The following is a 26510-nucleotide window of genomic DNA, read 5'->3' as shown; positions in this document are numbered from 1 at the left end:
GATGGCCCCCCGACACCGGGCCGGTATCGCACCACCGACCGCGAAGCGGGCGCTGGTCGTGGCGCTCGCGCTGGCGGCGATCCTGCTGTGCGGCAACGCAATCGGCAGCGCGCAACCCGCCACACCAACCCCGGCCCCGCCGACACTGACCACACCGACCCCACCCGCGACGGCACCCCCACCCGCGACGGTGACTCCGCCTGCCACCAGCGGGGTACCGGCCCCGGCGACCCCGCCCCAGCGCCCCTACAGCCCGTCGCCTTCCGGCGGTGGTTCGCAGGAATCCGATTGCGGCGTCTCCGACATCGCCGCGTGTGTCGCGGGCGCGATCGACGGGTTCTTCTCCCGCCTGGTCGCCTCGGCGTTCAACCCGATCCTCGAACTGCTGTCCAAGCACTTGCTGACCACGCCCGAACCCAGCCAACTGCCACGTCTGGGGGCGTTGTGGTCCTCGTCGTGGCAGCTGATGGTGGCCACATACGGGCTCGTGGTCATGGCCGTGGGCGTGCTGCTCATGCTGCATGAGACCCTGCAAACCCGGTGGGGGTGGCGCGAGCTGCTGCCTCGGCTGGTCATGGGGTTCCTCGCGGGCGCGATGAGCATGCTGCTGGCCACCAAGGCGATTCAATTCGCCAACGGCCTGACCATCGCGGTCGCCGGAGACGGCGTCGACCCCGATTCCGCAGCAGCGGCTTTCCGCTCGCTGATGAAAGTCGGTGCGGGCAGCGTCGACAGTCTGTTCACGACCTTGCTCGTGCTGGCCCTGATCGTGGTGTTGACGCTGCTGCTGATCACGTGGGTGATCCGGCTGGTGATCACGGTCGTGCTCGTCGCGGCGGCCCCGCTGGCGATGATGTGCCACGCCCTGCCCGGCCTCGACGGGATCGCCCGCTGGTGGTGGCGCGCCTTCAGCGCCTGCCTGGCCATCCAAGTCGTGCAATCGCTGGTGCTGGTCGTCGGTCTGCGGGTCTTCCTAGCCGAGAACTGGAGCTGGTTCGGCATCACTCCCAACGGGCTGCCCTCCATCATCGTCGCCGACGCGATGGCGCTGCTGCTGCTCAAGATCCCATTCTGGCTGCTGTCAGTACTCAAGATCGGCAACGGCCGCGGCATGGTGGCCTCACTGGCGCGCAGCTTCGTCATGTACAAGACCCTGGGTCTGCTCAAGAGCGTCGGCAAGTCCGCGGCCGTCGCGCCTCCCAAACCCAAGCCCAGCGGCGGCCCGAAGCTGCCACCGGATCCGTACGCGAAGGTGCGCGCCACCCGGAGCGGCCAGCTGATGCTCCCGCTGCAAGGGGTGCACCGGGTCGTACCGCCGCCCCCGCCCCAGCCTCGGATCCCGCATGCCGCGTCGATCCCGGTCGCCGCGCCCCAGGGCCAGCAGTTGATGTTGCCGCTGCCGCAGTTCCACGGCGGCGTCAACCTCGGCCCCACTCCCGTGCTGGGCCGAAACGGCCAGTACCAGCTGCCCATCCCGGTGCAGCGCGTGCCCAAACCCGTTGCGCCGCCGACGCCTCCGGTTGCGAGGCCGCTTCCGGGCACCCGGAGCCCGCAACCCAAACAGCTGGCCTTCGACTACAGCGTCTCCGCGCTTACTCCACCGGACCCGTACGCGAAGGTCCGCCCGACGCGCAGCGGCCAGTACCCGCTGCCGATCGAGGTCCGGCGTAGCTCACCACCACGCACGCCGACACCTCCACCGTCACGCACCGCGACCCCGCCACCCGCGCGTGTGTCCGGTTCGGCCGGGCGGCAGCTGCATCTGCCGCTACCCGATCTCCCTGTCCGCCGCCGTAATCCCCGCCGTACCCCAGGAAAAGGTTCGAAATGAGCATCTCCGCCCGCATCCCCGCCGATGTCGATCGCCGCGACAAGCTGATCGGTCCGTTCACCGCCCGCCAGCTCGCCATACTCGCCGTCACCGCGCTCGCCTTGTACGCGGCGTGGCTGTTCACCCGCACCCTGGTCGCACCGCCGGTGTTCGCCGCCGCAGCGGTTCCGATCGGTGCGCTGATGACCGGCCTGGTGCTGACCAGCCGCGACGGCCTCTCCGGTGACCAGCTGGTGGTCGCCGCAGTCCGCCACCGAGTACGCCCGCACCGCCTCGTCGCCGCCCCACACGGACTCACCGCGGCCCCGCGCTGGCTGACCACCCACGCCACCAGCGAACCCAAATCCTCAGCCCAGCAACCGATCACAACCAGCACCGCACACCTGCCCCAGCAGATCAGCACGGCCGGGGAAGTCGGCATCGTCGACCTCGGCACTGATGGCGTGGCGGCGGTGGCGGTCGCTTCCACCATCAACCTCGCCTTGCGCACCCTCGAGGAGCAGGCCGCACTCGTCGCCCAGCTGGGTGGCTGGCTGCATTCGCTGCGTCAGCCGGTGCAGATTCTCATCCGCTCCACCCGCCTGGACTTGACCGGCCGCATCACCACGTTGCAGTCGGCCGCCGCTGACATGTCGCCGGAGCTGGCCGAGGCTGCCACCGATCACGCTCGATTCTTGACCGAGCTCGCGGTCACCGAGGATCTGCTGCACCGGCAGGTGCTGCTGGTGTGGCGCGAACCCCACCACAATGTCACCGCCGCAAGCCCCGGCCTGGCCGGGCCGTCGGCGCGCACACTGGCCGCCGCGCTGCTGCCGAGTGGTCGGCGCGCTGCCCGGGAGGTGTCGGCCGCCGCGCGCCGCGCGGCTGAGACCCGGCTGCTGCGCCGTGTCGCCGAGGCCACCGACCTGCTGAATCCGCTCGGTGTCGCTGTCACCGCTCTCGATGACGCCCAGGCGACCGCGATCCTGGCCTCATCCACTAACCCTGGCAGCCTGGTCCCGCATTCGGCCGACATCGCCGCCCCCGACGCCGTCATCACCACAGCCAGCACCACCGACACCGCCACCACCGTTGCCGACCCGAAGGAAACGCCGGGTGTGGTCGTCGCCGAGCGGCGTCGCCGGAAGCTGTTGGGGCGCATCCGGTTCGGAACGTCGTCACGGTTCGCGCCGCAGTCGCTGGGTGTGGGTGCCCGCCATGTCGAGGTCGGCTCGGACTGGGTAGCGACTCTCGCGGTCACCGGCTACCCGCGCGAGGTCGCCGGCGGTTGGCTCGCTCCGCTGCTCGCGCACCCCGGGCGCGTGGACCTGTCACTGCACATCGACCCGATCGACCCGGTCACCGCCGCCAACCGGCTGCGCCGCCAGCAAGCCCGCCTCGAGTCCTCGCGGCGCCACAACGCCTCGTACGGGCTGCTGGCCGATGACGTGCTCGAGGTGGCCGCCGAGGACGCCGCCGATCTCTCCTCGCGGGTGGCCCGCGGCGAGGGACGCCTGTTCCGGGTCGGGCTCTACCTGAGCGTGCACGCGAGCTCGGAAACCGAACTGGCCGAAGAAGTCGCCGCGGTGCGCGCCCTGGCGGCGAGCCTGCTCGTGGACACCAGCCACCTCACCTACCGCGCGGTGGCCGCGTGGACCGCGACGCTTCCGCTGGGCCTGGACCCGGTGAAGGTGGGTCGCACCTTCGACACCGACGCGCTCGCCGCGGCGTTCCCGTTCACCTCCCCACAGTTGCCGGTCGCCGATCCGGTCACCGCACACCGCCCGCAAGGCGTGCTCTACGGCCGCGACGCCGCCTCGGGGTTGGTGTTCTGGGATCGGTTCGCCGAGGACATCCACAACCACAACATGGTCGTGCTGGGCCGAAGCGGCTCCGGTAAGAGCTATTTCGTCAAATCCGAGGTCTTGCGGTCGCTGATGCGCGGCATCGAGGCCATCGTCATCGACCCCGAAGACGAATACCGCCCCCTGGCCGACGCGGTTCGCGGAACGTATCTGCAGCTCGGGGCGGCGGGCGTGCGATTGAACCCGTTCGATCTCGAATTGCACACCCGTCCCGACGGCCGCCGCAGCGCCCCGGCCGACGCCCTCACGCGCCGCAAGCTGTTCCTGCACACCATGATCCGGGTACTGATCGGTGAACAGTCCCCGGCCCAGCGGGCGGTGCTCGATACCGCGTTGATCGCCACCTACGCCGCCGCCGGAATCACCGAGGACCCCTCGACCTGGACCCGTCCGGCCCCGACCCTGGCGGTGCTGGCCGAGCAGCTGCGCGTGTGCGGCTCCAGCGTCGGTACCGAGCTGGCGCAGGCGCTTTCGCCGTTCGTCCACGACGGCGCGTTCGCCGGGCTGATCGACGGCGAGACCACCACCGCCCCCGAGGGCGCGTTCGTGGTGTTCTCCCTGCGCGAGCTGCCCGACGAGTTGAAGACCCTCGGTACTCTGCTGGCGCTGGATGCGACCTGGCGGCGGGTGGCCAACCCGGGCCTGCGACGGCCGCGCCTGGTCGTGGTGGACGAGGCGTGGTGGATGCTGAGCCAGCAGGCGGGCGGGGAGTTCCTGTTCCGTGCCGCCAAGAGCTTCCGCAAGCACTGGGCCGGGCTGACGGTGGCGACTCAGGACTGCGCCGATGTGCTGGCCACGGAGCTGGGTAAGGCGATCGTGGCCAACTCCGCCACCCAGGTCTTGTTGCGTCAGGCTCCCCAAGCCATCGACGAGATCGCGGCGGCGTTCGCGCTCTCCGATGGTGAGCGCGGGTTCCTGCTCGCCGCCGATCGCGGCCAGGGCCTGCTCGCGGTCGGCACCGACCGTACCGTGTTCGCTTCGCTGGCTTCGGATTTCGAAGACAGCTTGATCACCACTTCTCCGCAGTTCGCCACCGGCGAGGATCTCGACGACCTCGGCATCGAGCTGCCCGGCGAGCCCGCCGGCACTCCGGACGACCTCGCCCCCAACGAGACCACCACCGGTGTCGACGAGGACACCGATGTGTTCCTCGATCTGCCCGAGGCCGCGTGATGACGCCCCCGGCGCACGAGGCCCCGCGCGAATACCGGGTCGCTACCGGGTTTCTCGGGATGTGTGAGCACTGCGGCAAAGCAGGATTCGCCAGCCGCAAGACCGCCCGCAAGTATGCGCGAGGCCGCTACCCCGGATCCGCGCTGCACGCCTACCAGTGCCGCTTCCACAGCGACGACTGCTGGCATGTAGGGCACCTCGCGCCGGAGGTCGTCTCCGGCGACGTCCGGGCACATCTGTTCTACGGGCGCGACGGGGTCGGCGCGCACCGGCACCGCTGCGGCACTCGCCGCCGCCCGCAAGGCAGGCCGTGATGACCGCCCCCGTCACCCCCACGCTGCAGATGCCGGTGCCGGATCGGATCGAGCGGCTAGTGCTGCCCCCGCACCGGCTGCTGGACCGCCTCACCAGTGAGCTCGCGGCGGGCACCACCACCGCGACCGTCGTGGTCGCCGTCGTGGCCGCGAGTCTGCTCCTTGCCGCCGTCGCGCGGTGGGGTCGGCGGGAGCGCCTGGCGCGTGATGCGAGGCAGGTCGTGGTGTTGTGCCCGCCGACCATGGATGCTCATGCGGCGCAGGCGTTCTGGTCGCATCTGGTCGGGTTGCTGCGTCCGGCGTGGAAGCGGCTGCTGTTGGGGCAGCCGCATCTGAGCTTCGAGTATCGGGTCACCGGCGAGGACGGCATCACCCTCGCTGTGTGGGTACCGGCCAGCGTCCCACCGGGGTTGGTCGAACGCGCGGCGGCCTCGGCGTGGCCGGGAGCACGCACCCGCACCCTCGAATACGCCACGCTCCCACTTCCCGCCTGCACGAAGGGATCTCGGCGGGTGCTGGTCGTGGGTCGGCTGCGGTTGGGGCGCGCCGAATCGTTTCCGATCCGCACCGACTACGACAGCATCGACATCGCCCGCGACATCCTCACCGCCGCCACCGATCTCGCCCTCGGAGAAAGCGTGTGCGTGCAGATCCTCGCGCGCCCGATCACCGGACACCGGGTGCGCAGAGTGCTCGCCGGGCACCGTGGCGGAATCCTCACCGCGCTCGTTCGGATCACCTCAAGCCTGGCGGTCGAGGTACTCGATCTGTTCAGCCCAGGCTCCACCGCCCGCTCACCGCGCGCACGACAACCGGGAGCGCAGGACCGCTTCTCGCGGATGCAGGACACCACCCAGACCCGGGCAGCGATCACCAAAACCCGTGGCGGGCACTGGGAAACGCTGATCCGCTACGCCGCCGCCGTGCAGCTGCCCGCCGACGCCGACCACGCGCAGCGCCGCCGGGCCCGCGCGGTCGCGCGGGGCCGCGCGCACGCGGCGGCAGCGGTGTTCGCCTCGTGCACCGATCTCAACTTCTATCACCGCCGCCGCGTCTGGTGGCGACCCGTTGCCGCACTGACCGGGCGCTGGCTGGGGCGCGGGGATCTGCTGTCGGTCCCGGAACTGGCCGGAATCGCGCACCTGCCTGGCGAAACCGTGGTCGTGCCCGGCCTGCCCCGCGCGGGCGCACGCACCCTGGCCCCCGACACCGCCATCCCCATCGACGGTCCGCACACCAAACCGCTCGGGCTCGCCGATTCCGGCACCGGCCGCCCTGTGGCGCTCGCGGTGGCCGATGCCCGACACCACACCCACATCCTCGGCGCGACCGGCGTCGGCAAATCCACCCTGCTCGCGCATTGGATCCTCGCCGACGCCGAGGCCGGACGCGGTCAAGTCGTCATCGACCCCAAAGGCGACCTCGTCACCGACATCCTCACTCGCCTGCCAAAACGGTTGGCGGACAAGGTCGTACTGTTCGACGCCGACTCCACCGCTCGCCCGCCGTGCATCAACCCCCTCGACACCACCGTCGAGGGCTTGGACTTGGCTGTGGAGAACCTGGCCACGATCTTCTCCCGCATCTACGCCCGCTGGTGGGGGCCGCGCACCGACGACCTCCTGCGGGCCGGATTGCGGACCTTGTGCGCGCGGCCGGGCACGGTCACCCTGGTCGATCTCGCGCGGCTGCTGACCGGGGAAGCCAACCTCGACCGCGTCACCCGCGACGTGGACGATCCGGTGCTGCGCGGGTTCTGGAACGCGTATGCCGAGTTGTCCGACGCTGCCCGCGCTCAAGTGGTCGGCCCGCTGCTCAACAAGCTGCGCACGGTCCTTTTGCGGCCGTTCGTGCGCGCCGCGATCGCGGCCGGCGAGTCCACCGTCGACCTCACCGAGGTCCTCGACAACGGCGGCATCTGCCTGGCCCGCCTACCCAAGGGCTCCCTCGGCGACGACACCACCCGGCTCATGGGATCGCTGCTGGTAGCCCGCACCTGGCAAGCGGTCACCGCGCGAAGCACCACACCGACCAGTGAACGCGCCGACGCGTCCCTGGTGCTCGACGAAGCCCAGAACTTCCTCAACTTGTCCACACCTGTGGAAGACATGCTCGCCGAGGCCCGCGGCCTGCGCTGTTCGCTGACGCTGGCGCATCAGAACTTGGGGCAGCTCTCGCGGGAGTTGCGCGAGGGAATCTCGGCCAACGCCCGCAACAAAGTGATCTTCTCCGCCTCACCCGAGGACGCCCGCGACCTGGCCCGCCACACCAGCCCGTGGCTGTCCGAGCACGACCTGACCCACCTCGATGTGCATCACGCCGCCGCCCGCGTCCTCGTCAGCGGCCAGCAGGCACCCCCGTTCACCTTCACCACGAGGGCGCTGGCGGACCCCACTCCAGGGCGCTCCGCCGAGATCCGACGCGCTGCCCGCGCACGGACTCAACCGGTCCAGAGTCGACCCACCCCGGAAATGCCCGTCGCCGAGCTCGGCGAGGGTGATCCCCGCTTGCGTTGACCGCGCCCACGGCTCCTCGGTTCCTTTGTGCCGCTGAGGCTTTCCTTCACCCAGTAGGAGGCTGTGATGATTGCTCGTCCAGCCCGCCAACGTTCGTTGCGCGGTCTTGTCCCCACCTCCCCGGCGTTGGCGCGCCAGCACGCGCGGCTGGCGGTGTGCCTGACCGAGCGCGACCGCTGGATCCTGCGCATGTGCCACGAGCACCGCGTCCTGACCACCCACCAGCTCACAGCACTCGGGTTCGGCACCGGCTCGGCCGCGCGCCGACGCCTCAAGCGGCTGCGCTGCGAAGGTGTCCTCGATTCCTTCCGGCCGTTGCTGGTGGTCGGGTCCGCGCCCGCGCATTGGGTTCTGGCCCCCGCCGGAGCCGCGGTGCTGGCCGCCGAAGCCGGAATCGAGATCCGCGAACTCGGCTACCGGCCCGACCGGGCACTGGGCATCGCTCACAGCCTGCACCTGGCCCACACTCTCGGCGTCAACGACTGGTTCACCGCGCTGGCGTGTGACCCCGCAACGAGCCTGCTGGCCTGGTGGTCGCAGTACCGCTGCCACGCGCTGTGGGGTGATCTCGCCCGCCCAGACGGGTACGGCCGATTCACCTCGGCGGCAACGACTCTGGACTTCTTCCTCGAATTCGACCTGGGCACCATGACCTTGTCCACGGTCACGGCGAAGCTGACCGGCTACGCCGAGCTGGCACGCACCAGTGCGGTCATCACCCCGATCCTGCTGTGGACCCCCACCCTGGCCCGCGAGGAAGCGATGCGAAAACAGGTGCGCCACAACCGCACTGGGCTCGCCGACCCGGACTTGGTGCCGGTCGCCACCGCTGCTGCCGAGCTGGCCTCCCACCACCGCACAGCGAGCCCGGCCGAACGCCTCTGGCTACCTTTGGAGTCCACCGGCGGGCAACGCGTCACGCTCGCGCAACTGGCGGCTGCGTGGCCGCACCGCACCCCGGTGCCCGCCACCGTGCCGGTCCCGCCGACGAGCCGCCACGCCATCCTCACCCCACCGCCACCACGTCCGCCCGAGACGGGAGACCGATGATGTTCGGGCGGGTGCTCGCGGCGGGCTGCGCGAGCGTGGTCTTCACCTCGGTCGTGATCGCTTCGGTCGTCACCACCGTCGTCGTCTTCGACCACAAACCCCAGCTGGGTGTGAGCGCGCCCGGATCAGGTTCGGCACCGAGCCCCGAAGCGGTGTCCGACATCCCGGCCACCATGCTCGTGCTCTACCAAAAGGCCGCGCAAGTCTGCCCCGGACTGGACTGGTCGGTGCTCGCCGGCATCGGCAAAGTCGAAACCAACCACGGCCGAGCCGACATGCCCGGGGTCAGCTCCGGAGAGAACTTCGCCGGAGCCGGTGGACCGATGCAGTTCCTGGCACCGACCTTCGACTCCGTCGCCGCCCACCACCCGCTTCCTGCCGGGGGTGTCACCCCGCCCTCGCGCTACAACCCGTCGGACGCGATCTACGCCGCCGCGTACTACCTGTGCGACTCCGGCGCACCCGGCGACATGCACGCGGCGATCTTCACCTACAACCACGCCGACTGGTACGTCAACGAAGTCCTCGACCAGGCCGCCCACTACCGCAGCCAAACCCCCAGCGGCGGAGGCGATTGCGGGACACTCCCCGGAAGCGACCCCGCCTCGGTGGTGCTCGCGTTCGCCTGCTCGCAGCTCGGTCAACCCTACGTGTGGGGAGGTGACGGCCCCGAGGTCAGCGGCGGCTGGGACTGCTCCGGGCTGACCAAAGCCGCCTACGCGCGCGCCGGTGTCACCCTGCCCCGCACCGCCGCCGACCAATTCCACGCCGGGCCACCAATTCCCGAAAACTCTTTGCGCCCTGGCGATCTCGTGTTCTACGGCACCGACACCGACATTCATCACGTCGGCCTCTATCTGGGAGCCGGGAAGATCGTCAACGCACCGACCTTCGGAGTCCCGGTGCAGGTCCAGGATCTGCACTACTCCGGCGACGACTACTACGGCGCGACCTCCCCACTGCACCCGCCCGCCGCCGCTGCCGCGAATCCGGCTCAGTGACCGCACAATCCCCCAACTCGCGAAAGGCGTGACCGATGGCGAAGCGACCCCCCAAGACCGTGCACGCGCTCGCGGACTGCAGCTACCTGCCGCCCGGAGCCAAAACGTTCGAGCCCTGCATCGACGAAGTCGAAATTCCTCTGGCTACTGTCGAGCACTGCACGCACGATGCGACCATGTGCCCCGACTGCGCCTGGCAATGGCAACTCGATCACCTGTTCTGCCAACCACTGCCCTGGGAACACGACCAGTGAACCCACCCCCGCCGCGCGTCACTTCGATCGGTCCGTAACTGCTTCTGCACAAGCCGATTTCGATTCCGGCGGCGGTTCTGTGGCGTTGTCGGCGGCGGGCGGTTGGTGCGCGAATCCGGGCAATCACACAAGACATGTGTCTTGTTTGGCGATTCCGCTTGACATGGTCGCGGGTACGGAGCGTCCATGTAGGGGGAACCCCGCACACATCGGTAGCGCAACCGACGGGTAACCGTCCCGGCCGGGACATGACCAAACCCATTGCACTGCTCCGCAATCACGAAGGGAACCTGTCATGTCCAACCCCACCACCCCCGCCGACACCCGCACCGACCAGGAGAACGCACTGTGGCAGGCATTGGCCGCCGCACCCGGTGCCAGCGCAATCGAATTGGGCCACGCGGCATCCCAGCCGAAAACCGCCGTCCGCAAGATTCTCAACCAGTGGGCAGCTGACGGGCTGATCGTGCGCGCCAACAACGGCGACGACCGCAACGGATTCCGCTGGCGCATCGCCGACCAGCACGCCCCGACCGAAACCGGCACCACCACAACCGAACCCGACCCCCAGCCCGCTGCCGAACCCACCCCGGCCGAACCCGTGCCCGCCACCGACGCGGCCACCGGCGACACCGCCACCGCGCCCGATTCACCCAGCGACACGGCGGCAGCGGACCCACAGCCCGCCACCGACAGCCCCTCCGACACGCCCGCGCCCGCCCCCCAGGCCCCGGACTCCACCGAAGGCGAGGCTGTCGTCGCGGACGCCGAAACCCCAGCGGGCGAAGGTGATTCGACGCCCGGGACAACGACCCCGACGTTGGTGAACGGTGTGTGCCCGACCTGCGGGCAGCCGCCCAAGCGTCAGCCGCGCGAATCGCAGGCGGGGGTCCTGCGGGGCAAGGTCGAAGACTACCTGCGCGAGAACCCGACCGAGGAGTTCACCCCCGGCCAGATCGCGAAGGCGTTGGGCGGCAAGTCCTCCGGCGCGGTCTACAACGCCTGCTTCGCACTGGTCGGCAAATTCGTCGCCGAATACACCTGCGAACGCCCCAACAAGTTCCGCCTCCACCCCGACCAGGCCAAGCAGCAAGCCCAGGAAGCGGCCCCACACACCCAAGCCTGACCCGACATCTCCACGGCCGGTACGCACCCCGCGCGTACCGGCCATTGTCGCGCCCCAGAACACCCGCTGCCGAACTCGTCGGGTGAAGCAGCGCAATAATTTTCGTGATCGAGTGGGATTTTCGGCCTCGAGGCCGCCAGTACCGGGTGCACGGCCACCAACCGCGCCGCGCGCCCGTTGACTGCCTCCGGAGGCCCGCCCATGAACCGCTCCCGCCACCCCTCCCGCGTCCCCACCACCGATTCCCCCCACCGCAGCGCCACCCGGCCCCGCGTGACGGCTGCTGTGGCCGCTGCGGCGGTCCTGACCGCCGCTACGGCCACGATGGTCGGGGCGGGTACCGCCGCCGCCAACCCGAGCGGGTGCGCGCCGGTGACCGCGATCCTGGTCCCCGGCACCGGCGAAACCAGCGCCACCGCCAACCCCGCCCAACCCGTTGGGCTGCTGGCCACCCTGGGCAACGGACTGGCAGGCCGCTACGGCGGCGATATCGAGGTCCGCTATCTGCCCTACCCCGCCACGCCCGCGCCGTACGCCAGCTCGGAATCCGCAGGCGTGCAGAACCTCTCAGCGGCACTGTCCGGGCTGTGCCCCGGCACGCAGGTGGTGCTCGCGGGCTACTCCCAGGGCGCCGACGTCGCCGGTGACGTCGCCTCCGCGATCGGCACCGGCTCCGGTGCCGTGTCGGCCTCGCAGGTGGCCGCCGTGGCATTGATCGCCGACCCGCGCCGTGACCCCGCCACCGCCCAGCTCGGCGGCAACACCGACGGGCAAGGAGTCGCCGGTCCCCGCAGCGGCGGCTTCGGGTCACTCGCAGAGCGGGTCCGGACCGTGTGCGCGGCAGGTGACCTGTATTGCGCGACCTCGCCGCAGACCTCGCCGGCATGGACAGCCCTGGGCAAAGCCTTCACCGGTGAGGGCACCGACTCCTCGCCCGCCGCGAGCACCACCACCGGCGGTGGCCTCGACGCCGCGAGCATCACCCGCCAGGTCGTGGTCGTGGCCAGCGGTCTCGCCCAATTCGCCTCCGGCCTGCCGACTCTGTTCGGTGACCTCGCCGCGCTCCCGGGCGCGGTCGTGGCGGGCAACATTCCCGAAGCGCATCGGCTGTCGGGGGAGATCAACAGCAGCTTCGCCCCGCTGGTGGACCTCGCCGACCAAGCCGACCTCGATCTCGTCGCCCGCGCACTCGAACTCGCCGCGCCGATGGACACCTCCGGCACCACCGCTATCGCGGCACAGATCGTCCGAATCCTGGCACGCACCGACCTGCACCGGGTCGCCACCGACATCGGCACCGCCCAAGAGATCGCGTGGCGTGCGACCGAGAAGCTCGCCGCGGGTGACCTTCTCAGCGCGGGGATCGATCTCGTGGGCATGGTGCCCGTCGCCGCCGATCTCGCTGCGACCGCCGCTTCGGCGCTCACCGGCACCAGTGGCTCGGGCTCCTCGCTGGCCTCGGCGTTGACCGACAACCCCGACACCAGCAGCACCCTCACCGATCTCGCACGCCAAGGCAACGACGCCGCCAAGTTCTACCTCTCCGGCGTGCACCAGAGCGGCTACGACTCCACGCTGCCCGCTGTCCTGGACTGGATCGGCACTCAGCTCGACCACGCCAAGTAGGGACCCGGTAGCCAACCCGCCGGGCAGCCTACGACGAAGAGCGGTGTGGGGGAACAAGACTCGAGTTTTGTTCCCCCACACCGCTCTTCGGGGTGCGCTTGCCGTTCTTGGGTTGTCAGTCGGTGTGCTGGTCCGGGTAGCGCCACAGGCAGCCCACGCCGTCCGGGGTCGGGTAGAGCATAACCGGCCCGGACCGCACCGGAGCCGGGTCGCCGTCGTAGGCCACCAGCAGCGCGGCGACGTCTTTGCTGTTGCAGCGGGTGATCAACCGGCACGCGCCCGCGCGGGGCTGCGGGTCGGGGCACCGGCACCGCGCGGCCGAGGCATTGCAGCGTGCACACGAACGGCGGCATTCACCCGAGACACTGTGGCAGGCGAACTCGAAACGCAGCCCGAGGTGGGCGGCGACGGTCACGGTGACCGTGTGCCGGTGCGGCACAACAACTTCTTCGAACGTGTCGGCGGTGAACGAGCCGCCACCGGCGAGGGTGATCGTGAGCGCCTCGACATAGTCTGCGGCGTCGGCATGTTCGGCGATCGCCTCGATGCGGTCCTCGCCGAACAGATCTCCGGTCTTCAGGTCATCAGCGACCACGTGTGCTCCGATTTCATAGCGCGTCATCGACGCGGGCCTTTCTCTCGACGGGGAGGGGCTCGCCGGCCGAGTCTGCACGGGGTGAGGTCATGTGACCGGGGGCCGCGGAGACTCGGCGCCGCGAGTTGTGTTCGGGTTATGGGTTGAGGGCGGCGTTGGCGGCGGCGGAGGGGTTGTCGAAGACTCGTCCGTCGGCGAGCATGAGCCCGCCGGTGTCGGTGATCGTCGCTGTGGTGGCGGTGTTGTTGTCCATCTCCAATGTCGTTCCGGCGGTGAGTTGTCCAGCGGCGAGGAGTTCGGCGACGGTGACGCGGCGGACGCGGGGGAATGGGAACGGGTCTGCGAATTCGTAGTCCTGCTGCCATCCGGGTGCGCAGTCGGTGCAGATGGTGTCGCCGTTGTGGTGGTTGCAGTCCGGTGGCGCGACGACTTCGAAGGCGAACCGGCGTTCACGGGTGACCCGTTGCCCGGTCAGCATGTGGGTGTAGGACTCGTCCAGACGTGCGGTCACGATCTCGTGCATGGTCGTCTCCTTGCAAGGCGATCGAACGGAAAGGGGGATGATGGGCGGTTCGGCTCCGCGCCCTGGACCGACGTCCCGGGGCCGCCGGTGCCGGTGTCCCGGAGATCGGCTCGGGGACACCGGTATCGGGTTCAGGTGGTGAACGGGTTGGGGCCGAAGGTTTTCGTCCAGCAGCTCGGGCAGATGCGGGTCTTGATGAACTCGCGGTCGGGGCCCGACAGGTGCGCGAAGGCGTCTTGCAACAGCATGCGGCGCGCAGACCAGGCGGCGAACCGGGCGCGGTTGACCCGGAAGGTTCCGACTGTGCCGCAGGTGTCGCAGATGACCTCGACGGGCTGGTCGAGCGGGGGATCGGTGTCGAGGCGCTTCCAGTTGGTGGGCAAGTTGTTCACGACGGGCTCCTCAGTGTCGTGGGCGGGCGGGATTGGGTTCGGGTAGGACGGTGGGGTGTTGCTGGTTACGGGGCGGGCGGGGTGTCAGGGCCGCCGGGCTGGGGCTGGTCGGGCGGGTTGATCAGTTCGAGGGCGATGGCCTCGGATTGGAACTCTTCGGCTTCGCGCAGCAGGTCTTCGAGATCGGTGAACTCGTCACCGAACTGGAGCTCGCTGGGAATCCGGTGGTGTTCGAGGTCGTCGATGAGCGTGGCCAGTGTCTGAGCTGCCTGCCGGGAGATGGTCAAGGCGCGCTGGCGTTTGCCGTCCAGCACGCGGGCGGCGGTGACCCGCTACGCGGCGACCAGTGCCTCGATCTGCGTGGTGAAGGCGTCCTGGTCGCCGTCGACGGGGCGCAGCAGCCACGGCGGCGCGAAGAATTTCTGGCCGTCGGGCAGTTGGACCAGGCACTCGATCAGGGCGTCGGGATAGTCGCTGACATAGGTGACCTGCCCGTGCACGGAAGGGTCACGGGTGGCGGTGATCTGGTCGCCGACGCGGATCGGGCACAAGGCCAGATCGCCGGTACTGGCGGCGGGCAGCTGGTTCGTGTGTGCGGTGGCGTGGTCGGTCATTGCTGTTGCCTCCTTGGGCATTTCGGGGTGAACGTGGGCAGATGAGGGACGGGGGTCCGGCGGGGTGTGGTTGTGCCGGACCCGGGGCCGGTTAGCGGGGCAGGGCGGCAGACAGGGGCCAGGGGGCGGTGTTCGTGCAGACGATCACCTCGGTGTCGGGGTGGCGTGTGCGCAGAATGCGGACGGCCCCGGCGGCGTACCCGGCGAGATCGTCGCGGGGGACCTGGCACACGATCGGGGCGGCGGTCCCGGTCGCGGTGGCGCTGATATGTGCCACGGTGTACACAGCGCCCGCAGTGTCGGGGGCCGGGCCGTAGATGACGAACGCAGCGCCGGTGGTGAAGTTCTTGGCGAGGTAGACCATGGCCAGCGCGATGGGGCCGGGCGCAGTCGCAACGGGGGCGGACGGGGCGGGGTTGCGTTTCATTGCTGTTGTCTCCCAGGTGGTTTCGATAGTCGGTCCCCCGCCCCCGGGCGGGGCGGGGGTGGGGTGTCAGGCGGTGCGGACTGCGGCGGTGGCGGCGCGGGCGATCTTGTCGGCGGTGGCGGCGGGGTCGGTGAGGGTGTGCACGGTCGCCCCGTCCAGCGGCAGCGGGGCGAGGCCGGTGGCCAGCCAGAGCACCGCGCACCCGCTGGCGCGCAGCCGGTCGAGGCGTTTCTGGGCGGCGGCGCGGGGTTCGGGCTCGAACCGGCCGTCGGAGATGATCACCAGCAGGCGCGTGTTCTCGCGCTTGGACAATCCCAGCGCGCCGTCGAGGGCGTCGAGGGCGGTGTCGATGGCCTCCCAACTGCCGGAGGCGGTGAATTCGGTGACCTTGGCCGGGGCGGCGGCGGGGTAGGTGACCGGGATGACGACGCTGCCGAAGGTGACCGTGGCCGTGGCGGCGGGCATCACAGCCAGATTCGCGGCCTGGGCGAGGATCCAGGCGGCCGAGGCCACCTCGCCGGTGTAGCGGCGCATGGACCCGGACACGTCGCACGCGATGCCGATTCGCAAGGGCGGCACCGGAACCGCGCTGCGGGTGGTGCGCGTGAACGGCTCGGCGGTCGGTACCGCCCCGGCCGCGCGCTGGGCTTCGCGCGCCACGACCGCCCGCATCCGTACCCGCCCCGGCGGCAGCGCCGAGGCGGTCTTGGTGACCGCGCGCTCGCGTGCGCTGGCGGTGTTCAACCCGCGCGCCAGTACCCGCGCGGCGGTCCGCTCGTTCGCGCGCGGGGCGCGGGTGGCGCTCCAGCGCGCCCGGGACTCGTTGGGGTCGAACACTTTGCCCGCGATCGCGCCCGCCCGGTCACTGTCGCGATCTTCGGCGTCACGGGCAGCGGCGACACGCTCGGCCACGTCGTCGGGATCGGCCGGGATAGGTTGGTCGGCAACCGATTTCGCGATATCGCGCAGAGTCCCGGCCACCGCGCGGCCCAGTGGGGAACCGGGGACGGGGGTGGCGTGCGGGTCGGGGCCGACCAGCGCGAACCAGCGGCGCGCGAGCTCGAGCATGCCGTGGGTGTTGGTGTCGGACAGGCGGTGCGCGACGCGCCAGAGGGTGCGCAGTTGCCGCAGCAGGGCGCGCCCGAGAATGGTCTCGATCGCGGCGGCGGCGCTGGTGGTCTCGGTCGGGTCGAGGACCCCGGCGTCCACGCGGGCCAGCAGCAGCGCGGCGTGGTGGGCGGCGGCGTAGCAGGTGGGCGGCGCGCTGAGGGTGGCGTCCCAGCCTCCGGTGTCGGCGAAGACCAGGGCGCGGGTCGAGGCCCGCAACCAGTGCCGGTCTTCGGGGCGGCGGCGCAACTGGGCGGCCTCGATCCGCGACTCCTCCAACAGCAGCGCCGCCGCCACGACCTCCGGGTCCGTGCACGCTGCGCGGTTCCAGCGGGTGTGGGCGGCGTGCGCGCACTCGTGCACCAGCGAGCCCCAGGTGGGCGCGTACCGGTAGCGGTCGGACACCCGGGCGGGGCGGGCGGTGGCGGGGTCGATGCCCAGGTGCGCGCCGTTGATCTCGATCGCGGCGTGCGCGGGCACGAAGAACGCCAGCCCGCCCCCGGCCGCGCCGGGCGCGATGGTGACCGACAGGTCACGGCGGGCAGCGATCGGCGGGGTTTGGGCGGTCATGGCAGCAGACAGGGCCGCCCACCCTGCCCCGGCGGGTACGGCCGGGACGGGCGCGGGGGTGGTCGGGGCGGCGGTAGCGATGTGCGGCGCGGGCATGGCGTGCTCCTTCGGGCCGGGGTTTCGGTAGGGGGTCACCCGGTGCCCCGGCCGGTGGTCGACCGGGGCACCGGGGCGGTGTCAGGGGCGGATGCGGGTGCCCAGCGCCAGCGGCGCGAACGCGCGCCCGAACGTGGTGCCGACCTGGGCGGCGACGATGGCCCGATCGTCTTCCGGGGCGGTGCCGATCATGTTCGCGGCGGCCGTCGGAATGTCCACGGCGGCAGCGATTTTCGCGAACGCCAACAGTTCGCGCAGTTGGGGAGCCCACCCGATCTCGCCCTTGCTGACCCGGGTCGCGAGGGCGCGCGCCACCCGCACGGCGCGGGAATCCACGCCCAGCGATTCGGCCAGTTCGTAGTCCGAGCTCACCTCGACCTGGAAGGCGAACCGGGATGCCAGCGCGTCGGACAGGATCGCGCCGTGCACGCCGGGGTTGTGCCCGGCGACGACGAAGAATCCGGGCGCGGCGGTCACCACTTCCCCGCCGTTGGCTTTCACGACGATCTCGCGGCGGCCGTCCATGGCGGGGTACACCACGGCCAGCACCGACGGCGGGATCAGGGTGGCGTCGTCGATGAACAGCACCGCCCCCGCGCGCATGGCGCGCACCAACGGGCCGTGCACGAATTCGAAACGGCCGTCCGGGGTTTGGGTGTACTCGCCCACGAAATCGGCGACCGTGGTGTCCCCGTCGCCCTGCACGGTGAAAAGGTCGGGGTAGGCGGCCTCGATCAACGACGTCTTGCCGGTTCCGGGCGGCCCGTACAACAGCACCGGCACCCCGGCGGTACGCATGCGCGCCAGCACTTCCACGTCGGGCAGTCCCGCCAGCGTGCGCGGGTGGTACAACTGCCCGTTCGGGCGCGTCACCGGGGCACCGGCCGGGGCCGGAACGGGGACCGCCGGGGTGGGTGCGGCGGCGGTTGCGGGGGTTGCGGGCGCGGTTTTGCGGCGGCGCGGGGCGGCGGGGGCGGGCGGGGTGGCGGGGGTCGGGGCGGTACCGGCAGCGGCGGCGGTGTCGGCGTTGGCGCGGTAGCGGCGCGGTTTGTCCTGGGTGCGGTCGGCGTGCCCGGCGGCGACCAGGACATCCAACGCGTTGCCGATCGCGCCGGACGACCGGCCGCCGGTGCGGTTGGAAATGTCGCGGGGGCTGAATTCGGTGGCCGGTTCATCGGCCAGCACGCGCGCCACCATGCGGCGCAATTCGCCATTGCCCAACCGCGCGCCCGCCGTCACGGGGGCCGGGGCGGTACTGGCAGCGGCGGCGGGGGCCGGGGCGGAAATGGGGGCCGGGGCGGTCATGGGAAAACTCCTTCACAGACGAAACGAACGGGTGGCAGGGGCGGGGCGGTGGGTGCGCGCCGGGGGCGGGTGGCCCCCGGCGCGCGGGCGGTCACATGTCGCTGTCGTCGCATTCGTCGTATTCGAATTCGTCGGACCAATCGCCGAATTCGAACGGGCCGTTGTCCTGCCACACGACCGTTGCGGTTTCGACGTTCCACGTGGCGCGGGTGGCGGTGTTGTCGTTGTCCACGCCCCACGTGTCGGCATCGAAATCCGCGCGGGTCACCCGGGCGACGTCGGCGCGGAAGTTCCACGCCGAACCTGATCGGCCGACGTCGGCACGCAATTGTTCGTCCGCCCACTGGCGCGCGGCGTCAATGGTGTCGAACGGCGCGAATTGACCGGCGTCGCGGGCGCTGGCGGGCGGTACGAAACTGATCAGCGCAACAAACAGTTCGCCGGTGTTCGCGGTGGTGTCGGTGGTCATTTGAATCGCCTCCGTTTGGAATATTCGGACACGGTGCGGGCCGGGTCGGAATTGCAGTTGGGGAATTCGTTCAATTCAACGATCGCACCGAAATTAGCTCGATTTCGAACGCCACACAACTCCTTTTGCCCGAATTTCAGATCGAATTTCAGCAACAAAAGACCAGGTCAGGGCAATAATTTGCCGAAATGCGCACCGGATTCAAGGAATGCCGAGAGGCGGCCGGCCGGTGAAATGGGAATTTGAAATCAAAAGAATCCACTAATGCAAGAACGTGCACAAGGGGAACGACAAGGGTCAGCAGAGCGCTGAGGCCGGGCCCGAATCACCGGGCCACCACCCGCCCGCATGTGTCTTTGTTCCTGCCAGGGGTAGGACCCTGGGCGGCCGTCCCGCGAAGATACCGGCGCCGACCGGGCCATATACCGGCGGCGGGGTGTTGCGACTCAGTCGCAACACCGAATGGCACACCGAGTGCAACACGGACTGACACATGGAACGGTCACAGCCGGTTCTGCCGAACCGACGCGGCCTCGGCATCGCATCGGAATCGGAGGATCGCGAGCGGGTACCCGCTCGCAGAGTAACCGCTTTGGGGGCACTCTCCAAGTTCTGGAATGGCCATATATGGCGAGGTTCCGAGGTTGGAGTACCTACCTTCTTATTTGCGGCGAAGAGTCGGGTTTGCGAATGGTTTCGATCCCCGATTCCGTCGCGGCGGGCGGGCAATAATGGCATGCGTGAATTGTTGTCCATATCGTCGGCCAGGACCAGCCGCACGTGAGGCCCATATCACCCCGACAGTCGTTTACCGCTTCGGCGATGTCAGGTGTTTACAAGCCTGTCTTTGGCGTAGTCCGTGAGCGACGAAGATGCTCCGGCGGTAAACTCAGGAAGCCTTTTCGTCGAGCTGTCGAGCGAGTGCTCGTATAGTTTTGCTTGGTTTCTCACCTATTTGCGCCAGGCGGCTGGTGAGGAGGTTCACTGTATTGCCGATAACGTAGTGCTCTCCGAGTTCGAAATACAGTCTCAGCATGTCGCGGTAAAAGTTCTCATTGTGTGGGTCGATATCGATCGCGGATTCGAGCAGACGCAACGCGGCACTCGGGTCTTTTCCGGTGTGAGATCGAATCAGGATGCCGACGCTGGCAATGGCGTCGCGGCGCACACTTTCTCGAATGGGGTCGAGGAATTCGACGTCGAGGTCCGCGGCCAGCGGGCCGGAGGCGGCGAGTTCGAGGACGCGCGCGCAGGCGCGGCGGCGTTCGTCGTCGTCGCCGCTGTGGCGGCGGCGCATGGCGGCGTTGGTGAACTCGGCGTAATCGCTGTGGACTGCGGCCGGGTTGAGCCGTAGGCGACCTGAGCTGGTGTCCAGCAGCGGTTGCCCGGTGTCGCCGGTGATGTCGGCGAGGGTGTTGCGCAGGCGGGCCAGGGTGGTGCAGACGGCGTTGCCCGGCCGGGCCGGAGGGCGCGGCCCCCACAGGGCATCGACGAGCTGGGCGCGCGTCAGGCCGTGCGGGTGGATCGCCAGCAGCACCAGTAGTTCACGGCTGCGGGGCTGCAGCCGCGCGGTGATTTCGACTTCGGTGACCGCCTCCGAGCCAGCTTGACCAGCGATGCCCTGCCGGGGCCGCCACATCACACGCAGCGGCCCGAACAGTCGCACGTGGAGGCATTGGGCCGCCGGGGCGAATTCAGATGTATGCGGGGCGCCGGAAGCGTGAGCGGGCTCGGGCACCGGACTAAAGTCGGTCTCGGGCACAGCGGCGGGCTGCGGCAGAGGGCCCGCGAGCGCGGGCACCGCAGGTAGTGGCGTCGCCGAAGCGGTAGCGAGCCGAGACCGGCTATGGGCGAAGCTGCCACGGGCACTGATCGCGTACACCGTCGGCGCTGCCGAGCGGATGGGTCGACGGAGCGGGCCACGCCGCCGCGGTCGCAGTTGGTCGTCGGTAGCGCAGCCGGAGCGGTCTTCGGCTGCCCGAGTGCAGACGGCTGCGGCGAGGGCACGGACGTACGTACCGACCTCGCTGGCATCAGCCCCGCCGTTGTTCGATGTCGGCCCGGTCGCTGCCGGTGGCGGCAGCCACCCGATGACCGCAGCGTCCAGCTCGGGGCTGAAGGTGGCGGGAATCGAGCGCGGGCCGGTCAGCACGATCGCCATCCGGGGGAAGCGGGCCGCCAGCTCTCGCGTGTGCGCGGCGAGCACGCTCGCCGGTCGATGCTGATCGGCGACGACGAGCAGCACATCGGCCCCGTCGAATAGCGCTGCGGTACTGGAGTCCTGGGAGACGAGACCGCAGTCGGCGACCACGACCAGCTCCCCGGTCGGCCCACCCGTGCGGGCCAGACCGGCGAGGTCGAATCCACTCGGCGCACTCAGCCAGGCGAGATTGCCGGGACGCTCGGGTGCGGCCAGGTAGGCGACCCCGACGGGGTGCCATTGCAGGTGGTCGGCGAGGTCGCCCAGCCCGCGCACCCCGGACTTGCCGGCCGCCGCGGTGAGGCTGGCTACGCCTCGGGCAGGGTCGCCGCCGCAGCGGCGCGCGAGCTTCCCGCCACGCGGGTCGGCTTCCACCACAATCACCGGCTGCCCGGTGGGCCAGGCGGCGGCCAGCAACAGCGCAGTCGTGCTCGCCCCGGCCGACGGGTGCAACCCTGCTATTGCGATCAACATTGCCACCACCATCCTTTCGACCCACTGGAGTCGTAACGTGTTGTGCGATTTAGTGATTTGCTGCTGGTCGGATCGGTTTGGCCGAGTCCCGGTTCACAGTTGCGTGATCGCAGTGATCAGCGTGTGCCCGTCGCGATCGCTCGTCGCGATCTGTTGCCGCCATATCGATTCCGGCTCCCCGGGGCGAACTTCATGGATCTCGACGCCATACAAGCCGAGGTCTAGACGGCGGATGCGCGCGCAATAGGTGGTCCCGACCGGGATCGAATCGATTCCGGCCTGGATCGCGGGCGCGTCCGCGACTGCCGCCGACTCCGCTACCAGCGCCCGTGCTCGCCCACCGTCGCGATCTCGGTAGTAGGCGGCTTCGAACACTGCAATCGCCTGCCCTCCGTCGCGCACCGGCACCGCACCGCGCGCCACGGCGAGAATCTGTTGCTCAGTCGCCGAATGCGCACAGCCGCTGGAGGTTCCAGTCACCAACTCCACCGGATGATCGCTCACCCTAGGGGACGCCACCGTCGACTCGGATGCGGTCGATGGGTGCGGGTGCGGAGCGACGGTGGTGATCGCCGCCGCAGCGAGCACCAGCGCGCACGCCCCACCCGCCACTCCCCTCCATCGACGCGGCCGAGGCAGATCGGGCGGGGCCTCGGCGTCGGCGTCCTCGTCCGAGGTCTCGGTGTGAGTTCGTAGCCATTGCTGCAGCGGCCCTTGCGCCGTCTCAGTCTGTGCCTCGGGAGCGTCGAGGAGAATCTCCTCGGGTTCCCGGTTCTCCTCGAGGGGGATCTCGTTCATCGCGGGTCAGCTCCTTCTCGCGTCTCAGGCCGGCGGTTGCGCAGTCGCCAGTGCGCCGAGCACATCGGCGACCGGCGCGGCTAGGTCAGGGACCTCTGCGTCCGCCGCACTGATCACGGCATCGGTCTCGTGGGTGATCGCGGGCACCAGCGTCGTCGGATCAGCGGCGACCATCTGCGCGAGCACCAGTTCCTGCGGCAGCGGGGCCTGCTCGTCCCCGCCGGTACCGAGTGCGGCGTCGACGGCCGGGTTGGTCAGTCCCGCCTGGTCGGCGGCAGCAGCGACGCGGGCGGCCAGGAAGGCGTTCCAGTCGCGTTCGCGGTCAGCGATCGACGCGGGCATCCAATCCGGGCGCCGCAACTCCGCCGAACCGAACCGCACCACATCGGAAACCGCAGCGATGTCCTGACCGAATGCGGTCGCTCCCCCGCCCGACGACGGCGAGGCGGTCCGTCCGGGCGCATGCGGTACCGAAGGCTGCGGACTTGCCGAGATCGCCTGTGCCGTCTGCGGATACGACGCCGACTCCGCAGGCACCACTGTGCGAGCTGGCTGATCATCGACCGAGTCCGCCGGGGCGGCAGGGGCGAGGGCACGCGGTGGCGCGGTGACACCGGCCTGTCCTCCCGAATTCGGGGTCGTGATCAGTCCGGGCTGTCCCGGAGGCGGTGCGGCGGGAGCCGGAGCGGCGAACAGCATTGCCGCGAGGAGGACGCACGCTGCTGCTGCCGAGCGCGACGACATCAGCGCAGCACCGGGGAAGAGCAGCCTCGGGCACCGGGCGGAGATCCGCTGCGCGGGCACGACCCCGCCCACTCCGCCACGCAGCGAGATCCACAGTGCGCCTTCGTGCAACGCGCGAACATGCACAACCTCGACGCGAAAGCCCTTGGTCTCCAGGTATTCCCCGGCCACCTGTGCCCGGCTGGTGACCGGGTGCGCCAGGCGTTGCGGTGCGATCGCGACGACCACCGCCGTATCGGCGTCGGCGCAGATCGCCACGGGCGCTTCGATATCCAGGCGCGGGCACCAATCACAGGCCAGCGCACGCCCGGATCGCAGCCACACCACCCACATCCCCACTGCCGCACCATGATTGACACTCTCGTCCATGGCTGCACGCAACGCTGCCGCGACCGGTGAGTGCGAGTGCCGATTCAGAAACCAGGTCATGACAAACTCCTCCAGCGTTCGCCCGCCGTTACGGGATACGCGCGCACAACACCGAGGTTAAGGCTCTGGTGTGCAAGCGATTGCGCCGTCGATTGGCGGTCGGAATTGTGCGAGATGATCGGTGAATTGCGCGTTCACATCGGTTCCCCGATCCGGGAACCTTCGCGCCATCAGGGGCTGTCCACACAGGCCCTGGAAGCTCTCCCGCCACCAAGTCGGCGGCATTGGGAGGCCGAAAAGTCTCTTCGTTCAGTTCGGAGCCCACAACGGTTGAATAGCTTGCAGGTTGCTCGTTACTGACAGCATCACGATAACCCCTAGAATGTGACGCTCGCAACAGTACAGTTTCTGATTTGTCGAGGGACCGCTGTCGCGGGCGTCGCGACCTGTCGGTTCAGTTCGGGTGATCGGTTCCGGGTGCCTGCGGCATCTTGGCGAGGCTGGGGTCCCCAGCTATCCGCTGTCCCAGCAGGGCGTAGATCGCGGTGGCGATGGTGAATCCCACTTCGGGGGTGAGGTCGCCGACGGCCGGAACCCGTTGCGGCACAAGCCCGACGTAGAGTTCCTGGTTCGAGAACAGCCATACCGACAACACCAAACCGATCCCCATCGAAATCGAACCGGCCCAATTGCGGTGTCCAGGATCGAAGGCCAGACGCACCACCCGTGAATCCGCCGAATCAGACTGTCCTCGGCGCAGATACAGGTCGAGCAGCACGACGCCGAGCCATGGCGCCACCCAGTAGGCGATCAGCAGCAAGAAGGCTTGGTAGCGCTCGGATTCGGCTGTGAGGCCGACGTAGGCCAGTGCCGACCCCGTTATCCCGAATACCAAAGCGGACAAGGCTCGTCGATACCCCGACCCCCAACGTATCCCGAGTGTGAGCACAGAGATCGCGCCGGAGTACACATTCATCGCCCCGCCCGCAATCGCCCCAACCGCTATGGCAAGCAATGTGGCCGCCGCGACCGGCGCGGGCAGCTGATCAGTGAACGACCCCGTGGGATCGCCCAGGGCATCGCTGCCCGCACATGCTGATGCCGCCCCTGCAATCTCGAGGAGACTGCAGGGTACGAAAACACCAAGCCCACACCACAACACAACCTTGCGGTGGTCGACGTTCACGGGGAGATACCGGGTGTAGTCGCTGGCCGTGGGGCTCCATCCAGCGGTATAGCTCCAGCAGGTCGCGAAGGTAAGCAGAAAGCCACCAGTCGCACCTCTGGGACTGGTGTCGCTGAGGTGGGTGGCTCGGGAGAGGATGACAACCGTAGCGATCGTGAACACGCTGGCGAGCACGGGGAAGGCGTAGCGCTCGAACGCCTGAATCAGATTGTGTCCCAGAAACGCAACGGCGACTTGAACCACCACCGCGATCAGCAGGCACCCTGGTTTCGGCAACCTGGTCAATGTGTTCAGCGCCAGTGCCGCGCTGATGCTGCCGACCGCGAACCATCCCACACTGGTCAGGCTGTTGAGCCCTGCGGGCAACACATTGCCCCGGTATCCGAACGGCACCCGCCCGAGCACCATCTGAGTGAGGCCGAACCGCGGCCCCTGTGCCGCGAGCACCCCGTGCATCGCCGCGCCGGTGGCGTTCCCGAGCAGGATCACCGCCGTGGCCTGCCAGAAGCTCAACCCGAATGCCGCGACCGCCAGGACACCGACGAACACCGTCGCGAATTGGAGGTTCGGTGAAATCCACGTACGGAACATCTGCGTGGGCCGACCATGCCGGACCGACAGCGGGATGGCATCTACGCCGCCGGGCTCGACCGCCGCAATCCGACTGCCGTACAAGCTTTCCCGTGATCGATACCCCGGCGAGTCCTCGCGGTGGAAGCTCATCGCTGCGGTCGGGGTTAGAGGTTCTTCGTCTGCCAGTACTCGCGCAGCGAAGCGATCTTGTCGCCGTCGAACTCAAGGATCGCGACTTCGCGCATGAGCTTGCGGACACCGAGGTCGGCGAACTCGGCTTCCCATTCGGCGATGGCGGTCTGCCCGTCGAGATACAAGCTCAGCAGCCGACACCGGATATCGGATTCATCCCCTACGACCTTGTCTTTCCAGTAGGCGGCGATCCCGGTGCGGCCGCGGTGAGGTTCTTCGAAGGCGCGCTCGGCGTAGGTGGCGTTCTCAGTGAAGATGGTGACGATCAGTGCGGGATCCTGTGTCTCCCAGGCCCGGAAGTAGGTGTCGATCACCCGGCGCGCAGTGTCCTCGGTCAGCATCGTCGATCCTCACTCCGTTATGTCGGCCAGGCCGAGCGGTGGGTCCAGACGTGATCGTTCCTGGACCAGAGCGTAGACCTGCTCCGGTGCCTTCATCTGCAGCTTTCCCAGATCCGCCTCACCGACCTCGGATTCACTGATGCGCATCCATTTCCACGGCTCTGCCGCCACCGCCACATCCGCGGCATTCGCGGTGTAGAAGCCATCGAGGATCGTTTCCCCCGGCAGCACCGCAAGGTGCACTGTCCCGAAGTAGTAACTGTCCCTTCGGTTTCGCCAGCGTCCGATCAGATGCCGCTGCGACACCTCGGCCTCGATCTCGTTGCGGTACCCGGCATGCCCCTTCTCGCACCGCGGCTCCGGCGGCCAGTTCTGGCCCGTGACCCGATGGCCGGACACCGCGGTGAGCCGGGTGAGATCGACATGGCACCCGACGTCCTCGACGCGGTAGACGGTGACCCACAACCCACTCAATACCATTGCCGAAAGGCCCGGGACGAGTTCCTCGGACGGCTCGTCGACCCGCGCGATGCCGAAATCGGACGGCGCGAACAAACGCTCGACGGTCCATCCCGGGAACATGTGCTCCAACACCAGGCAATGCGGACCCCGAGGCAGCCCCTTCACCTGGCCGGCGACCCACTTGTAGTAGTGAGCTTTGGTTGGGGGCTCGGGCATCACCGGCAGCTCCAGCGCCTTGGCGTGGCGGCGGTATTCGGCCACGAACTCGCTGTACCCGTGCATGTGACGAGCCTGCAGCAGTGACTTCAACGCAATCGTCGGCATCAGGTTCCTCATCG

General features: G+C 69.2%; 24 protein-coding genes. 9 read left to right on the top strand and 15 right to left on the bottom strand.

The genetic code is table 11. The annotated features are described in order from the left end of the window. Window position 1: 1 nt before the first annotated feature. The 9 genes from GPX89_RS07725 to GPX89_RS07685 all read left to right on the top strand — a co-directional run bounded on the left by GPX89_RS07725 (window position 2) and on the right by GPX89_RS07685 (window position 12735). A complete protein-coding gene (locus GPX89_RS07725) occupies window positions 2-1831 on the top strand; it encodes a hypothetical protein (RefSeq protein ID WP_157386524.1) in 1830 nt (609 codons plus the stop codon). Further along, window positions 1828-4848: a PrgI family protein gene (locus tag GPX89_RS07720; RefSeq protein ID WP_157386523.1), complete on the top strand. Its 3021-nt coding sequence runs from the start codon at window positions 1828-1830 to the stop codon at window positions 4846-4848. Before GPX89_RS07725 ends, GPX89_RS07720 begins: the two co-directional genes overlap by 4 nt. After that, a complete protein-coding gene (locus tag GPX89_RS07715) occupies window positions 4848-5162 on the top strand; it encodes a hypothetical protein (protein WP_157386522.1) in 315 nt (104 codons plus the stop codon). The genes GPX89_RS07720 and GPX89_RS07715 overlap by 1 nt, the downstream gene beginning before the upstream one ends. Beyond that, on the top strand, window positions 5162-7678 hold the full coding sequence (locus tag GPX89_RS07710; RefSeq protein ID WP_235946691.1) for a type IV secretory system conjugative DNA transfer family protein: 2517 nt from the start codon (window positions 5162-5164) through the stop codon (window positions 7676-7678). Before GPX89_RS07715 ends, GPX89_RS07710 begins: the two co-directional genes overlap by 1 nt. A 66-nt stretch (window positions 7679-7744) precedes the next feature. After that, the gene (locus GPX89_RS07705; protein ID WP_157386521.1) at window positions 7745-8728 is read left to right on the top strand and encodes a replication-relaxation family protein; all 984 of its coding nucleotides are present in this window, start codon (window positions 7745-7747) and stop codon (window positions 8726-8728) included. After that, the gene (locus GPX89_RS07700; protein ID WP_235946690.1) at window positions 8725-9729 is read left to right on the top strand and encodes a C40 family peptidase; all 1005 of its coding nucleotides are present in this window, start codon (window positions 8725-8727) and stop codon (window positions 9727-9729) included. The genes GPX89_RS07705 and GPX89_RS07700 overlap by 4 nt, the downstream gene beginning before the upstream one ends. A 35-nt stretch (window positions 9730-9764) precedes the next feature. After that, window positions 9765-9983: a hypothetical protein gene (locus GPX89_RS07695; protein WP_157386520.1), complete on the top strand. Its 219-nt coding sequence runs from the start codon at window positions 9765-9767 to the stop codon at window positions 9981-9983. A 295-nt stretch (window positions 9984-10278) separates the two neighbouring features. Further along, window positions 10279-11109: a MarR family transcriptional regulator gene (locus GPX89_RS07690; protein WP_157386519.1), complete on the top strand. Its 831-nt coding sequence runs from the start codon at window positions 10279-10281 to the stop codon at window positions 11107-11109. Window positions 11110-11310: 201 nt separating this feature from the next. Further along, a complete protein-coding gene (locus tag GPX89_RS07685; protein ID WP_157386518.1) occupies window positions 11311-12735 on the top strand; it encodes a cutinase family protein in 1425 nt (474 codons plus the stop codon). A 115-nt stretch (window positions 12736-12850) separates the two neighbouring features. Here GPX89_RS07685 and GPX89_RS07680 read toward each other — a convergent pair whose 3' ends face one another. The 15 genes from GPX89_RS07680 to GPX89_RS07610 all read right to left on the bottom strand — a co-directional run bounded on the left by GPX89_RS07680 (window position 12851) and on the right by GPX89_RS07610 (window position 26496). After that, window positions 12851-13357 (bottom strand): hypothetical protein, encoded by a 507-nt coding sequence (locus GPX89_RS07680; RefSeq protein WP_157386517.1) that lies wholly within the window; start codon window positions 13355-13357, stop codon window positions 12851-12853. A gap of 109 nt (window positions 13358-13466) precedes the next feature. Then, a complete protein-coding gene (locus GPX89_RS07675) occupies window positions 13467-13853 on the bottom strand; it encodes a restriction system modified-DNA reader domain-containing protein (RefSeq protein WP_157386516.1) in 387 nt (128 codons plus the stop codon). A 131-nt stretch (window positions 13854-13984) separates the two neighbouring features. Further along, window positions 13985-14245: a hypothetical protein gene (locus tag GPX89_RS07670; protein WP_157386515.1), complete on the bottom strand. Its 261-nt coding sequence runs from the start codon at window positions 14243-14245 to the stop codon at window positions 13985-13987. Between the two features lie 65 nt (window positions 14246-14310). Further along, complete coding sequence (locus GPX89_RS07665; protein ID WP_157386514.1) at window positions 14311-14559, bottom strand: hypothetical protein; 249 nt, start codon at window positions 14557-14559, stop codon at window positions 14311-14313. An 18-nt stretch (window positions 14560-14577) separates the two neighbouring features. Beyond that, window positions 14578-14859, bottom strand: a complete 282-nt coding sequence (locus GPX89_RS07660; protein ID WP_157386513.1) for a hypothetical protein — start codon at window positions 14857-14859, stop codon at window positions 14578-14580. Window positions 14860-14950: 91 nt separating this feature from the next. Continuing rightward, window positions 14951-15286: a hypothetical protein gene (locus GPX89_RS07655; protein WP_157386512.1), complete on the bottom strand. Its 336-nt coding sequence runs from the start codon at window positions 15284-15286 to the stop codon at window positions 14951-14953. A 66-nt stretch (window positions 15287-15352) separates the two neighbouring features. After that, complete coding sequence (locus tag GPX89_RS07650; RefSeq protein WP_235946689.1) at window positions 15353-17059, bottom strand: vWA domain-containing protein; 1707 nt, start codon at window positions 17057-17059, stop codon at window positions 15353-15355. Between the two features lie 81 nt (window positions 17060-17140). Continuing rightward, entirely contained in the window at window positions 17141-18364 is a 1224-nt protein-coding gene (locus GPX89_RS07645; protein ID WP_157386511.1) for an AAA family ATPase, read from the bottom strand. A gap of 91 nt (window positions 18365-18455) precedes the next feature. Further along, window positions 18456-18833, bottom strand: coding sequence for a hypothetical protein (locus tag GPX89_RS07640; RefSeq protein ID WP_157386510.1), 378 nt, complete (start codon window positions 18831-18833; stop codon window positions 18456-18458). Between the two features lie 889 nt (window positions 18834-19722). After that, window positions 19723-21507, bottom strand: a complete 1785-nt coding sequence (locus GPX89_RS07635; protein ID WP_157386509.1) for a BTAD domain-containing putative transcriptional regulator — start codon at window positions 21505-21507, stop codon at window positions 19723-19725. A gap of 93 nt (window positions 21508-21600) precedes the next feature. Next, window positions 21601-22305 (bottom strand): hypothetical protein, encoded by a 705-nt coding sequence (locus GPX89_RS07630; protein WP_157386508.1) that lies wholly within the window; start codon window positions 22303-22305, stop codon window positions 21601-21603. Between the two features lie 24 nt (window positions 22306-22329). Further along, entirely contained in the window at window positions 22330-23478 is a 1149-nt protein-coding gene (locus GPX89_RS07625) for a hypothetical protein (RefSeq protein WP_157386507.1), read from the bottom strand. Window positions 23479-23872: 394 nt separating this feature from the next. After that, window positions 23873-25327 (bottom strand): purine-cytosine permease family protein, encoded by a 1455-nt coding sequence (locus GPX89_RS07620; RefSeq protein WP_157386506.1) that lies wholly within the window; start codon window positions 25325-25327, stop codon window positions 23873-23875. Between the two features lie 14 nt (window positions 25328-25341). Next, entirely contained in the window at window positions 25342-25710 is a 369-nt protein-coding gene (locus GPX89_RS07615) for a nuclear transport factor 2 family protein (RefSeq protein ID WP_157386505.1), read from the bottom strand. Between the two features lie 9 nt (window positions 25711-25719). Continuing rightward, a complete protein-coding gene (locus GPX89_RS07610; RefSeq protein WP_157386504.1) occupies window positions 25720-26496 on the bottom strand; it encodes a hypothetical protein in 777 nt (258 codons plus the stop codon). Window positions 26497-26510 lie beyond the last annotated feature (14 nt).

This window comes from Nocardia terrae (genome assembly GCF_009760405.1).
In the GTDB taxonomy this organism is placed as follows: Bacteria; Actinomycetota; Actinomycetes; order Mycobacteriales; family Mycobacteriaceae; genus Nocardia; species Nocardia terrae.
The sequence above is the reverse complement of the archived record's forward strand: the minus strand, read 5'-3'. Positions and strand labels throughout refer to the sequence as shown.

What these genes read in the sequence shown, in the direction of transcription:
- GPX89_RS07710 (WP_235946691.1), top strand. Translation starts at nt 5,162, where the DNA reads ATGACCGCCCCCGTCACCCCCACGCTGCAGATGCCGGTGCCGGATCGG.
- GPX89_RS07675 (WP_157386516.1), bottom strand. Translation starts at nt 13,853, where the DNA reads ATGCACGAGATCGTGACCGCACGTCTGGACGAGTCCTACACCCACATG.
- GPX89_RS07630 (WP_157386508.1), bottom strand. Translation starts at nt 22,305, where the DNA reads ATGAACGAGATCCCCCTCGAGGAGAACCGGGAACCCGAGGAGATTCTC.
- GPX89_RS07610 (WP_157386504.1), bottom strand. Translation starts at nt 26,496, where the DNA reads ATGCCGACGATTGCGTTGAAGTCACTGCTGCAGGCTCGTCACATGCAC.
- GPX89_RS07685 (WP_157386518.1), top strand. Translation starts at nt 11,311, where the DNA reads ATGAACCGCTCCCGCCACCCCTCCCGCGTCCCCACCACCGATTCCCCC.
- GPX89_RS07655 (WP_157386512.1), bottom strand. Translation starts at nt 15,286, where the DNA reads ATGAAACGCAACCCCGCCCCGTCCGCCCCCGTTGCGACTGCGCCCGGC.
- GPX89_RS07635 (WP_157386509.1), bottom strand. Translation starts at nt 21,507, where the DNA reads ATGTTGATCGCAATAGCAGGGTTGCACCCGTCGGCCGGGGCGAGCACG.
- GPX89_RS07660 (WP_157386513.1), bottom strand. Translation starts at nt 14,859, where the DNA reads ATGACCGACCACGCCACCGCACACACGAACCAGCTGCCCGCCGCCAGT.
- GPX89_RS07725 (WP_157386524.1), top strand. Translation starts at nt 2, where the DNA reads ATGGCCCCCCGACACCGGGCCGGTATCGCACCACCGACCGCGAAGCGG.
- GPX89_RS07720 (WP_157386523.1), top strand. Translation starts at nt 1,828, where the DNA reads ATGAGCATCTCCGCCCGCATCCCCGCCGATGTCGATCGCCGCGACAAG.
- GPX89_RS07625 (WP_157386507.1), bottom strand. Translation starts at nt 23,478, where the DNA reads ATGACCTGGTTTCTGAATCGGCACTCGCACTCACCGGTCGCGGCAGCG.
- GPX89_RS07695 (WP_157386520.1), top strand. Translation starts at nt 9,765, where the DNA reads ATGGCGAAGCGACCCCCCAAGACCGTGCACGCGCTCGCGGACTGCAGC.
- GPX89_RS07705 (WP_157386521.1), top strand. Translation starts at nt 7,745, where the DNA reads ATGATTGCTCGTCCAGCCCGCCAACGTTCGTTGCGCGGTCTTGTCCCC.
- GPX89_RS07680 (WP_157386517.1), bottom strand. Translation starts at nt 13,357, where the DNA reads ATGACGCGCTATGAAATCGGAGCACACGTGGTCGCTGATGACCTGAAG.
- GPX89_RS07645 (WP_157386511.1), bottom strand. Translation starts at nt 18,364, where the DNA reads ATGACCGCCCCGGCCCCCATTTCCGCCCCGGCCCCCGCCGCCGCTGCC.
- GPX89_RS07620 (WP_157386506.1), bottom strand. Translation starts at nt 25,327, where the DNA reads ATGAGCTTCCACCGCGAGGACTCGCCGGGGTATCGATCACGGGAAAGC.
- GPX89_RS07715 (WP_157386522.1), top strand. Translation starts at nt 4,848, where the DNA reads ATGACGCCCCCGGCGCACGAGGCCCCGCGCGAATACCGGGTCGCTACC.
- GPX89_RS07650 (WP_235946689.1), bottom strand. Translation starts at nt 17,059, where the DNA reads ATGCCCGCGCCGCACATCGCTACCGCCGCCCCGACCACCCCCGCGCCC.
- GPX89_RS07700 (WP_235946690.1), top strand. Translation starts at nt 8,725, where the DNA reads ATGATGTTCGGGCGGGTGCTCGCGGCGGGCTGCGCGAGCGTGGTCTTC.
- GPX89_RS07690 (WP_157386519.1), top strand. Translation starts at nt 10,279, where the DNA reads ATGTCCAACCCCACCACCCCCGCCGACACCCGCACCGACCAGGAGAAC.
- GPX89_RS07615 (WP_157386505.1), bottom strand. Translation starts at nt 25,710, where the DNA reads ATGCTGACCGAGGACACTGCGCGCCGGGTGATCGACACCTACTTCCGG.
- GPX89_RS07640 (WP_157386510.1), bottom strand. Translation starts at nt 18,833, where the DNA reads ATGACCACCGACACCACCGCGAACACCGGCGAACTGTTTGTTGCGCTG.